At 48.6% G+C, this 10,515-nt stretch carries 12 protein-coding genes; 9 read left to right on the forward strand and 3 right to left on the reverse strand.

Features of this window, described 5'->3' with window-relative positions:
- Window positions 1–949: class 1 fructose-bisphosphatase (fbp, locus tag VJY99_RS07400; protein WP_324117410.1), on the reverse strand; the 949-nt coding region annotated here is incomplete at its 3' end.
- A 298-nt stretch (window positions 950–1,247) separates the two neighbouring features.
- Here fbp and mpl point away from each other — a divergent pair.
- Window positions 1,248–2,618, forward strand: coding sequence for a UDP-N-acetylmuramate:L-alanyl-gamma-D-glutamyl-meso-diaminopimelate ligase (gene mpl / locus VJY99_RS07405; protein WP_324117411.1), 1,371 nt, complete (start codon window positions 1,248–1,250; stop codon window positions 2,616–2,618).
- A 74-nt stretch (window positions 2,619–2,692) separates the two neighbouring features.
- Here mpl and yjgA read toward each other — a convergent pair whose 3' ends face one another.
- Window positions 2,693–3,244: a ribosome biogenesis factor YjgA gene (yjgA, locus tag VJY99_RS07410; RefSeq protein ID WP_120065599.1), complete on the reverse strand. Its 552-nt coding sequence runs from the start codon at window positions 3,242–3,244 to the stop codon at window positions 2,693–2,695.
- A gap of 99 nt (window positions 3,245–3,343) precedes the next feature.
- On the opposite strand from yjgA, the gene pmbA reads away from it, so the two are divergent.
- From pmbA to VJY99_RS07450, 8 genes are all read left to right on the forward strand, one after another.
- On the forward strand, window positions 3,344–4,696 hold the full coding sequence (gene pmbA, locus VJY99_RS07415) for a metalloprotease PmbA (RefSeq protein WP_324117412.1): 1,353 nt from the start codon (window positions 3,344–3,346) through the stop codon (window positions 4,694–4,696).
- A gap of 147 nt (window positions 4,697–4,843) precedes the next feature.
- Entirely contained in the window at window positions 4,844–5,230 is a 387-nt protein-coding gene (gene cybC, locus VJY99_RS07420; protein WP_324117413.1) for a cytochrome b562, read from the forward strand.
- A gap of 64 nt (window positions 5,231–5,294) precedes the next feature.
- The gene (locus tag VJY99_RS07425; protein ID WP_324117414.1) at window positions 5,295–5,879 is read left to right on the forward strand and encodes a hypothetical protein; all 585 of its coding nucleotides are present in this window, start codon (window positions 5,295–5,297) and stop codon (window positions 5,877–5,879) included.
- Window positions 5,880–6,206: 327 nt separating this feature from the next.
- On the forward strand, window positions 6,207–7,220 hold the full coding sequence (locus tag VJY99_RS07430; RefSeq protein WP_324117415.1) for a TRAP transporter substrate-binding protein: 1,014 nt from the start codon (window positions 6,207–6,209) through the stop codon (window positions 7,218–7,220).
- 46 nt (window positions 7,221–7,266) lie between these two features.
- Complete coding sequence (locus VJY99_RS07435; RefSeq protein WP_324117416.1) at window positions 7,267–7,809, forward strand: TRAP transporter small permease; 543 nt, start codon at window positions 7,267–7,269, stop codon at window positions 7,807–7,809.
- A gap of 12 nt (window positions 7,810–7,821) precedes the next feature.
- The gene (locus tag VJY99_RS07440) at window positions 7,822–9,129 is read left to right on the forward strand and encodes a TRAP transporter large permease (protein WP_324117417.1); all 1,308 of its coding nucleotides are present in this window, start codon (window positions 7,822–7,824) and stop codon (window positions 9,127–9,129) included.
- Between the two features lie 323 nt (window positions 9,130–9,452).
- A complete protein-coding gene (gene azuC / locus VJY99_RS07445) occupies window positions 9,453–9,548 on the forward strand; it encodes a stress response protein AzuC (protein WP_324117418.1) in 96 nt (31 codons plus the stop codon).
- A gap of 308 nt (window positions 9,549–9,856) precedes the next feature.
- The gene (locus tag VJY99_RS07450; protein ID WP_324117419.1) at window positions 9,857–10,066 is read left to right on the forward strand and encodes a YdgH/BhsA/McbA-like domain containing protein; all 210 of its coding nucleotides are present in this window, start codon (window positions 9,857–9,859) and stop codon (window positions 10,064–10,066) included.
- Window positions 10,067–10,219: 153 nt separating this feature from the next.
- Here VJY99_RS07450 and VJY99_RS07455 read toward each other — a convergent pair whose 3' ends face one another.
- Window positions 10,220–10,477 carry a helix-turn-helix transcriptional regulator gene (locus VJY99_RS07455; protein ID WP_324117420.1) on the reverse strand — a complete coding sequence of 86 codons (258 nt, stop codon included), beginning with the start codon at window positions 10,475–10,477 and terminating at the stop codon, window positions 10,220–10,222.
- Window positions 10,478–10,515: the final 38 nt, after the last annotated feature.

The raw sequence follows: 10,515 nt of genomic DNA on the forward strand, positions 1-10,515 counted from the left end.
GCTCGTTACCGACAAAGAACGGGCGGCGTTGATGCAAGGTTTCTGGGATGATATCCAGAATACGTTCTTTACCGTCGCTGGCTTTACCGCCCGCTTGTTCTGCAAGGAATGCCATCGGGTTACCTTCATACAGCAAACGCAGCTTCCCTTGTGGGTGGCTTGCGGTGCTTGGATAGAGATAAATCCCACCTTTTAACAGGTTGCGGTGGAAATCTGCCACCAAAGAGCCGATGTAGCGTGAGGTATACGGGCGCTGAGTGTTGGCGTCTTCTTCCTGACAGAACTTAATGTATTTCTTCACCCCGGACGGGAAACGGATGTAGTTCCCTTCGTTGATGGAATACGTGCTTCCTTTTTGCGGGAAGCGCATACGTTCCTGGCACAGACAGAACACGCCCAGTGACGGATCGTAAGTGAAGGCATGTACGCCACAACCGGTGGTGTAAACCAGCATGGTTGAGGAACCGTAAACCACATAACCTGCCGCCACCTGGCGGTTGCCTGGTTGGAGGAAATCGGCTTCAGTGACTGGTGTACCTACCGGCGTGATGCGGCGATAGATAGAGAAAATTGTACCCACGGACACGTTGACGTCGATGTTTGAGGAGCCATCAAGAGGGTCCATCAACACCACATATTTGGCATGCTCCGCGCCTTCGAAAATAACAATCTCATCTTCTTCTTCGGAAGCGACACCCGCCACAATTCCACGGGCTTTCAGCGCGGCTTTCAGTTTTTCGTTTGCGAACAGGTCGAGTTTTTGCTGCTCTTCGCCCTGAACGTTTTCAGCTCCGCTCGCACCCAGAATATCCACCAGACCCGCTTTGTTGATGTCGCGGTGGATGATTTTTGCGCCGAGCTTTATCGCCGACAGCAATGAAGTCAGTTCACCCGTTGCATGCGAGAACTCGTGCTGCTTTTCGACAATAAATTCACCTAACGTTTTCATAATACTTTCCCTGCATCTGTCCGTTGAGTAATCCCATTATACGCCGAGAGGCGGGGGCGTTGGCTGCACTCACTTACCCGAATCACTTACCAGAATAAGCTCATCGGGGTAAGATCCCTTGCCGTCTACCTGCAACTCGAATTATTTAGGGATGAAGCGATTGCAACAATCCTAACAAATATTCAAATAGTAGCGTACAGGTGAATCGCGCCAGCTAAATGCGGAATATCCTGAAATGCGATTTGCCACCACTCAACATGCGGTTAGAATGTGTGCCTAAGAATAGAAGGATAGTGTTATGCGCATTCATATTTTGGGTATTTGCGGTACGTTCATGGGTGGCTTGGCTATGCTTGCCCGCTCACTCGGCCATGAGGTTACTGGCTCGGACGCGAATGTGTATCCGCCAATGAGCACTCTGCTTCAAGAGCAGGGGATTGATTTAATTCAAGGTTACGACCCAAGCCAGCTCGACCCTCAGCCGGATTTGGTGATCATCGGTAATGCCATGACGCGCGGTAACCCGTGTGTGGAAGCGGTGCTAGAGAAAGGCATCCCTTACCTGTCAGGCCCACAGTGGTTGCACGACTTTGTCCTGCGTGACCGTTGGGTCATTGCGGTTGCGGGAACGCACGGCAAAACGACCACGGCAGGCATGGCGGCCTGGATTCTGGAAGCTTGCGGCTACCAGCCTGGTTTTGTCATCGGCGGCGTACCGGGTAATTTCGACGTTTCTGCACGCTTGGGTGAAAGCTCATTCTTCGTGATTGAAGCCGATGAATACGACTGTGCGTTCTTCGATAAGCGTTCCAAATTCGTGCATTATTGCCCGCGTACACTGATCCTCAATAATCTTGAGTTCGATCACGCGGATATTTTTGACGACCTGAAAGCGATTCAGAAACAGTTCCACCATCTGGTGCGTATCGTGCCGGGGCAGGGGAAAATCATCTGGCCAGAAAACGACGCCAATATTAAACATACATTGGCGATGGGGTGCTGGAGCGAACAAGAACTGGTGGGCGAACAAGGCCACTGGCAGGCGAAGAAACTCACTCCAGATGCTTCTCATTGGGAAGTGTATCTGGATGGCGAACGTGTCGGTGAAGTGAACTGGCAGTTAGTGGGTGAACACAATATGCATAACGGGCTGATGGCAATTGCTGCTGCGCGTCATGTGGGTGTGACGCCTGCTGATGCGGCGAAAGCGTTGGACAGTTTCGTGAATGCGCGTCGCCGCCTTGAATTACGCGGTGAAGCAAACGGCGTAACGGTGTATGACGATTTTGCTCACCATCCAACGGCGATTCTGGCGACCCTTGCTGCGCTGCGCAGCAAAGTGGGTGGAACCGCACGTATTTTGGCCGTGCTTGAGCCGCGTTCTAACACCATGAAAATGGGCCACAGCAAAGACGATCTCGCGCCATCTTTAGGCCGTGCAGATGAAGTCTTTTTACTTCAGCCACCGCATATTCCGTGGCAGGTTGTGGAAGTGGCAGAAGCCTGTATTCAGCCGGCACACTGGAGTGCGGATGTCGATGTTTTGGTGGATATGGTGATGAAAATTGCCCAGCCTGGCGACCATATTCTGGTGATGAGTAACGGTGGTTTCGGTGGTATTCACCAGAAATTGCTGGATGCGTTGGCGAAGAAAGCTGAGAACCAGTAATACTGGTGAATATAAAAAAACCCGCATTTGCGGGTTTTTTTATGGGTGACGACTGTTCATCCGACACATATCGCTTAACCCTGGCTTTCGGCCAGTTCGCGCAGATAAGAGAAAATCTGACGGTAAGACTTTGGCGGCTTGTTAGCGGCCTTTTCTTTTTGAGCGTTGCGGATCAGTACGCGCAGTTGCTGGCGGTCAGCTTCCGGGTACAGTCTTAACACTTCGGTCATCGCGTCATCACCTTCTTCAACCAGACGATCACGCAGTGCTTCCAGTTTATGGAACAGTGCAACTTGCTGGTTGTGACGGTTTTTCAGTTTATCCAACGCCACGCGGATAGGATCCATGTCGCGCGAACGCATCATTTTGCCAATCAACTGAACCTGACGACGACGGCCTTCTTTCTTGATTTTTTGTGCAAGATCAATCGCCGCACGCAAATCTTCATCCAGAGGGATTTTGTCGAGGGCGTTCTTGCCCAGGTCCATCAACTCCATACCCAGACGTTTTAATTCCTCGGCATCACGCTTAATTTCGCTTTTACTGACCCAGATAATCTCATCATCTTCGTCTTCATTTTCGTCATCCGGGACGTCGTCGAGCCAGTCATCGGGCTGCTTAGTCATATTAGGCTCCTTAAAAAAAGTGGCTAATTCTACCAGTAAAGCCTGTTCACTGCGAAATTGTTCTGTTCTGGGTTAGACTTAAATTACTCACCTTACATTATGGCAGTAGCGATGAAAGTAAACACGCAAGTAGCACAACAACGTCAGGTTCTGGAACAAGCGGTATCTCAGGCGCTGGAACTGGCTTCCGCTCAGTCCGATGGCGCAGAAGTTGCCGTCAGTAAAACCACTGGTATCAGCGTCAGCACTCGATACGGTGAGGTGGAAAACGTAGAATTTAACAGCGATGGTGCGTTAGGTATCACCGTTTATCATCAAAACCGTAAGGGCAGCGCATCGACGACCGACCTTAGCCCGGATGCCGTGGCGCGTACCGTGCAGGCCGCTTTGGATATCGCCCGATACACCTCTCCAGACCCGTACGCGGGTGTGGCAGAAAAAGAGTTACTGGCCTTTGAAGCGCCAGATTTAGATCTTTTCCACCCAACTGAAATGGACGCAGATCGCGCCATTGAGCTGGCAGCCCGCGCTGAAAATGCCTCATTGAATGTGGATAAACGCATCAACAACACCGAAGGCGGCAGTTTTAACAGCCACTACGGCATCAAAGTTTTCGGCAATAGCCACGGCATGCTGCAAAGCTTTTGCTCCACTCGCCATTCCCTGTCCAGCTGTGTCATCGCTGAAGTCAACGGTGAGATGGAACGCGATTACGCTTACACCATTGGTCGTGCGATGGAAGACCTGGATAGCCCGGAATCCGTGGGCATTGAGTGCGCGCGTCGCACGCTTGCACGTTTGTCTCCGCGTAAGCTGTCCACCATGAAAGCGCCCGTCATTTTTGCGGCTGAAGCGGCGACGGGCCTGTTCGGGCATTTAGTTGGCGCGATTGCAGGCGGTTCGGTTTATCGCAAATCTACCTTCTTGCTCGATTCACTCGGCAAACAAATCTTGCCAGAATGGCTGACGATTGAAGAACACCCGCATTTGCTCAAAGCCCTGGCTTCCTCGCCGTTTGACAGCGAAGGGGTTCGCACAGAGCGCCGTGACATTATCAAAGATGGTGTTCTGCAACAGTGGCTGCTGACCAACTATTCTGCACGCAAGCTGGGTCTGAAAAGCACCGGCCATGCGGGTGGCATCCATAACTGGCGTATCGAAGGGCGCGGCCTGGATTTTGACGGGATGCTTAAAGAGATGGGCACCGGGCTGGTGGTCACTGAATTGATGGGCCAGGGCGTGAGCGGTATCACTGGCGACTATTCACGTGGCGCGTCTGGTTTCTGGGTCGAGAATGGCGAAATTCAGTATCCGGTGAGTGAAATTACCATCGCCGGCAACTTGAAAGATATGTGGCGGGAAATTGTCACAGTAGGCAGTGATATTGAGAAACGCAGTAATATTCAGTGTGGTTCAGTGCTGTTACCGGAGATGAAGATCGCCGGGCAGTAGAATTACCCGCCATACTTCAAGCTGCAGGTGCGTTGACTGCGCCCATGCGCCCCAGTTACATAGTTATCTATGCTGCTGGGGACTTAGGGTCTGGTCGCCTGCCTGCAACTCGAATTATTTAGGGTAGATAACTAGAGAGGTAAATAAATGCGTAAGCAACTGATTGCAATGTTGGCAGTATCGACCGTGTTATTTTCCGCAACAAGCATGGCGAAAGATGTTGGCGATGATATGGACATTATCGCAGAGAACTACAAAACCGTGTTGGGTACTGATAACGCGGCAGAGCTAAAAACCTCACTCAATAATATGCGCACTGCGGCACTGGATGCGCAAAAAGGGACTCCGCCGAAACTTGAAAACAAAGCACCAGACAGCGCGGAGCTAAAAGACTATCGCCACGGTTTGGATCTGCTGGTGGGGCAAATTGATGGGGCGCTGAAACTTGCCAATGAAGGCAAAGTGAAAGAAGCAAAAGCCGCAGCAGAAGAATTCAAAACCACTCGTAATGCCTACCATAAGAAATACCGCTAAGCTCATACTGGCCCTGCCCATAGGGCCAGCATTAATTTGTTTATCTTATAAGGACATCTGAGTTATGAAACCGATTCAAACGTTTATTAAGGGTGCCGCTACTGTTTCACTGCTCGCATTCAGTGTTTTCTCTGCAAATGCCGCAATCCAGCCCGTGGCGGGTGATTTCCAGGCTGACCATTTTTCTGCAAAAGTGGTTTCAGTTGATCAAAAAAATCATGTCGTTGTGCTGGAAGGTGAACAAGGCAATAAAGTTTCGCTCACTGTCCCTAAAGAAGCCGGTACGCTGGCTAATTTGAAAGCGGGTGACACCGTCGATACCACCGTAACGCGCTCCGTTGCCGTTGCTTTTGATACCAATGTTGATAAAGCTGCACCAACAGCGTCATCAACCGAAGGCACTGAAAAAGCCACCAAAGAAAGCCCATCGCACGAAGCTTTCCGCCAGGTTAACGTTCAGCTCAAAATTAAACACATTGATTTGCAAAAGAACGAAGTGACTTTTGTCGGCCCTAAAGGGCAGGAGAAAGTGGTCACTGTTGAAGATCCAAAAGTTCAGGCTCGCTTGAAAGACTTTAAAGTAAACCAAAGTGTACGTGTGACTTATACCGATTCGATTCAAGTCGTCGCTCGTCCAGCAGCGAAGTAATTCCTTCCTTACGTTTATCCTCCTCTTTCTGTTTTTTCGGGAAGAGGGGGATGGTTCAGTCCCTGAATGATTAACCCAGCAAGTTTCCCATAACCCTTCCTGAAACCACTTTTTCTTCACTGACTCATAACGTTATTGTTGTGTTTTGGCGCAAGGATTGTGTGTTTTGTGATCGCGCGGTGGCGCGGTTTTGAGATCTAAATTGCAAAATGAACCAAAATTTATTTTTTGGTGAAATAACGTTTCATTTTATAAGAGTTCAATGCGTAAATACTTCCGAATCGAATTAGTTCCACACCGAAACTATGGATATTAGGAGTCTTAGGGATGCTGCATTTGAAACATGTTATGCCAAAAATTTCGCTGGTTGCTACCGCTGTTGCAGCAACGATTTTGCTGAGCGGGTGTGGCGAAGACGCTGCTCCTACAGGCACCGTTACGCTGAAAACTGCGTTTAACCAATCCGAAAACAACCCACAATACAAAGCATTGGTTTCTTTCAGCGATAAGCTGCAAACGGCGACCAATGGCCGCTACAAACTCGAAATCCACCCTAACGAGCTGTTAGGCGATCAACGTGCTTCACTTGAATTGGTGCAATCTGGCGCGATTCAAATGGCGGTGGTAGCAAACCCACTGGTAGAAAACTTCAATAAGAACTTCTCTGTTCTGGCCATGCCGTATGTCTACGACAACCCTGAACATCAGCGCAAAGTGTTTACCTCTGGTGCGCTCGATGGCTTGTTTGCTTCTACCAAAGGGACCGGTTTTGAAGTGGTAACCGCGTATACCGCGGGCGCACGTAGCGTTTACACCAAAGGTTCTGCTGTCACTACCCCGGCAGACATGAACGGTAAAAAAATCCGTGTAATGCAGTCTGACACGATGATCAAAATGCTCACTTGCATGGGCGGCACTGGCGTTCCAATGGGCCAGGGCGAAGTTTATTCCGCTATTCAGCAAGGCGTTCTGGATGGTGCTGAAAACAACGAAATTACCTACGCTGACCTCAAGCAATACGAAGTGGCTCCTCATTTCTCGAACACTCGTCACGTAATGGTTGCTGACTTGCTGGTAGCGAACGAAAGCTTCATTGCCAAGATGGATGAAAAAGACCGCGAAGTGTTCCGCAAATTAGCCAAAGAGAGCACCGCGACTCAGTTTGATTTGTGGGATAAAGCACTTGATGGCGCGCGTCAAACCGCGAAAAACAACGGCGCAACCTTTACTGAAGTGGATATCAAACCATTCCAGGAACGTTGCAAACCACTGCAATCGGCGATGTTAACCACGCCTGAACAAAAATCGTTGTACGAAAAAATTCGTGAGTTGGCCAAGTAATTCGGCTTAGAAGTTAGGGGGCAGAAATGCCCCCGTGGAGATTAAAATGAAAGCTGTTCAATCTAACCCCTCAGCAGCTGTGTCCAAATCTGGTTTTTATTCGCAGGTCACTCGAGTAAAACAGGCAGTCGATAAAGTTGCTTCCTCTCTGTCTATACTGATTGTAGGTTTAATGACCGTATTGGTAACCTGGCAGGTGGCTTCCCGTTATCTATTTAATAGCCCGAGTGCAGTTAGCGAAGTATTAGCGCGTTATTTGTTTATCTGGCTAGTGCTGATTGGCGGAGCCTATGTGTTTGGCCTGCGTGAGCATATGGCGATTACCTTTATGCGCGATAAAATGCCGCGTAAAATACGCCTTTCGCTTGAAGTTTTGGGTGAACTTGCCACCACTGTATTTGCATTGCTGGTTCTGACTATCGGTGGTTTTATCGGTATGGAGCGCCAGATGGCGCAGCTTGATTCTGCATTACAAATTCCAATCGGCATTATCTACATTGCGATTCCGTTAAGCGGTGCAATGACGCTGTTCTATTGCTTATATAACCTATATGAGCTGTTCAGAAAGTTTTCTTCGAAACAAGATTGATTAGGTGTCGACATGGATATTGCAATTATTGTTGCTCTGGTAATGTTCTGCGGAGTATTTATTTTACTGATAGCAGGAGCGCCGATTAGTATCAGTATCGGGCTTTCGTCTTTTGCTGCAATGTTACTTATTTTACCGTTCGATGGTGCGATATTAACTTCGGCCCAGCGTGTTTTTGTTGGCCTCGACTCGTTTGCGCTATTAGCCATTCCCTTCTTTATTCTGGCTGGGAATTTAATGAACAATGGCGGGATAGCCATTCGTTTAATTAACTGTGCAAAAATGGTCAGTAATTTCCTGCCGGGCCCATTAGCGCAGACTAACGTGGTAGCCAACATGCTGTTTGGTTCCATCAGTGGTTCTGGCGTGGCCTCTGCGGCAGCGGTTGGTGGCATCATGTCGCCGATTCAGAAAAAAGAGAACTACGACCCGGCGTTTAGTGCCGCGGTTAACATCGCATCTGCCCCAACGGGTATGCTGATTCCACCAAGTAACTCACTGATTGTTTACGCAACGGTTGCAGGTAGCGTCTCTATTTCCGCCTTGTTTATGGCCGGTTATGTCCCAGGTATTCTGTGGGGCTTAGGCGTGATGCTGGTTGCGGGTTTTATTGCTAAACGCCGCGGTTATGTTGCAGATCGTTCTGCAAATAAAGGCCAGACACTGCGTATTCTGTTTGATGCTATTCCAAGCCTGATGATGATTGTCGTTGTTATCGGCGGCATCCTGGGTGGCGTATTTACGGCAACCGAAGCATCAGCCATTGCGGTGGTTTATTCTCTGGTTCTGGGCATTATTTATCGCAATATTAAAGTAGAAGATTTGCCGCAGATATTCCTCGCGACGGCGAAAATGACAGCGATTGTTATTTTCATGCTGGCAGCGTCGTCTATCATGTCGTGGGTAATGGCATTCACCAAGATCCCAGCACTGATTGCTTCAGGTCTACTTTCAGCGACAGACAGCTTTATCGTCATTCTGCTTATTATGAACGTGGTATTGCTGCTGGTGGGTACCTTTATGGACCCAACGCCTGCGGTATTAATCTTCACCCCAATCTTCCTGCCAATTTGTATGCAATTTGGTATGGACCCAGTGCAGTTCGGCATCATGATGGTGTTTAACTTGTCGCTCGGCACGATTACGCCGCCGGTTGGGCCAATCTTATTTACCGGCTGTAAGGTGGGGGATATTAAGATTGAGCGCGTGATCAAACCGCTGTTGCCATTCTTCGCGGTGATTGCAGTGGTGCTGATGTTGGTGACTTACTTACCGGCTGTCTCCATGGCGTTGCCACAGAGCATGGGTCTGGTGAAATAAAAGAAGGGTGTTTGAGCCAAATATCTTTCACAGTCTGGCGGGGTTTCCCCGCCAGACTTTTTTTACGTTTTGACGCAGTGGATGGACCCATCCAAAGATGGCATTGTCAGATTTACACTAAAAAATGAAATGACGTTTTAAAAAAATTATTATTAAAATAATGCCTTAAATAATTGATTTTAAATCATATTTAAGTAATAGCATGCAAATGCCACCCATAGAAATATGTGATGTGCATCACAAAATGATTGATTTATGTGATGAGTGTCTTATTATGTGCACATAACGAACAACCCCTGTAAAAATAAAAACTGGAGTTCACCATGAAAGTGCGCAAAATCCTGAAAGACTTGATCAAAAGTTACTGCAAAAGCTGTAAAGAAACCTTTAAAGACGTACCGCCAGGCGCAATGTACTAAGAGTGAGCGCTGATGAAAAAAACCTGCCGAGGCAGGTTTTTTTGTGTCCAAAATTTGGCATTTAAGAATGTGAAATGACTTTGCTTCCCAAGTCGGAGCTTTGTCATGGTTTCCCCCGGCAGCGCCGGAACAAAACAACCTGATATTCACCCTCATTTGGCACATCTATAATCGTTAAAAACATGTTCTATTTTTTTGAATGACATTAGCAAATTGTTTCGATTTTAATCATTATCGGGTCGGCCTATTATTTATCACATCAGGGCAACAACGCCCTACAACAGATAAATGACTTTAGGAATACGACCATGAAAACCATCAAAACTTTTGCTGTAGTTACTGCTCTGTCTGTCATGTCTTTCGGTGCATTTGCCCAGAGCATCAGCACCACAGCTTCCACCCTTGACCGCGCAGAAGCAAAAATTGCCGCGCAAGCCGCTGAAGAAGGCGCTTCCTATAAAATCACCAGTGCGCAGTTCAACAATAGCGTACACATGACAGCAGAGTTGACCAAATAACCCATGGTCGCAGAGGGAACAGCCGGGCAGGTCGCCGTAAGGCGACCGGTTTCGTCCCTCACACTCAAACTCATTCAGCTCCTTCGGGGGCTTTTTTTGTGCCTGTATTCAGGCGGGCCACCGCGTTCGTCACCCGCCGGAATTCACTGGCAATTAATTAAGTGGTCTTCTCATGGGTCTTTTGAGCTGTTTGCCATTGATATCAACATAACGGCTTGGCCAGATTTGTTCCGGTACTACACCAATAGCCTGAGCAATGATTAGCTCGCCTCTGGCCCACGGGCGGGTAAGGGCATTTGCTAAGGTTGAAGAAGCCAGATTTGCCTCACGAGAGAGTGCTGCCAGCGAAGTGCCTTTCTTATGCAGTGCGGCAATAATGTCGGCTTTATGCCAGTCAGACTGAGTTGTCATTGGTCACCTCCGCATAGCGTTAAAGTGCGGGGGGTGAT

It is taken from the genome of Buttiauxella sp., assembly GCF_035271705.1.
GTDB lineage: Bacteria > Pseudomonadota > Gammaproteobacteria > Enterobacterales > Enterobacteriaceae > Buttiauxella.

Coding starts and splice junctions, on each gene's coding strand:
- mpl (WP_324117411.1), top strand. CDS start 1,248: ATGCGCATTCATATTTTGGGTATTTGCGGTACGTTCATGGGTGGCTTG.
- yjgA (WP_120065599.1), bottom strand. CDS start 3,244: ATGACTAAGCAGCCCGATGACTGGCTCGACGACGTCCCGGATGACGAA.
- pmbA (WP_324117412.1), top strand. CDS start 3,344: ATGGCAGTAGCGATGAAAGTAAACACGCAAGTAGCACAACAACGTCAG.
- cybC (WP_324117413.1), top strand. CDS start 4,844: ATGCGTAAGCAACTGATTGCAATGTTGGCAGTATCGACCGTGTTATTT.
- VJY99_RS07425 (WP_324117414.1), top strand. CDS start 5,295: ATGAAACCGATTCAAACGTTTATTAAGGGTGCCGCTACTGTTTCACTG.
- VJY99_RS07430 (WP_324117415.1), top strand. CDS start 6,207: ATGCTGCATTTGAAACATGTTATGCCAAAAATTTCGCTGGTTGCTACC.
- VJY99_RS07435 (WP_324117416.1), top strand. CDS start 7,267: ATGAAAGCTGTTCAATCTAACCCCTCAGCAGCTGTGTCCAAATCTGGT.
- VJY99_RS07440 (WP_324117417.1), top strand. CDS start 7,822: ATGGATATTGCAATTATTGTTGCTCTGGTAATGTTCTGCGGAGTATTT.
- azuC (WP_324117418.1), top strand. CDS start 9,453: ATGAAAGTGCGCAAAATCCTGAAAGACTTGATCAAAAGTTACTGCAAA.
- VJY99_RS07450 (WP_324117419.1), top strand. CDS start 9,857: ATGAAAACCATCAAAACTTTTGCTGTAGTTACTGCTCTGTCTGTCATG.
- VJY99_RS07455 (WP_324117420.1), bottom strand. CDS start 10,477: ATGACAACTCAGTCTGACTGGCATAAAGCCGACATTATTGCCGCACTG.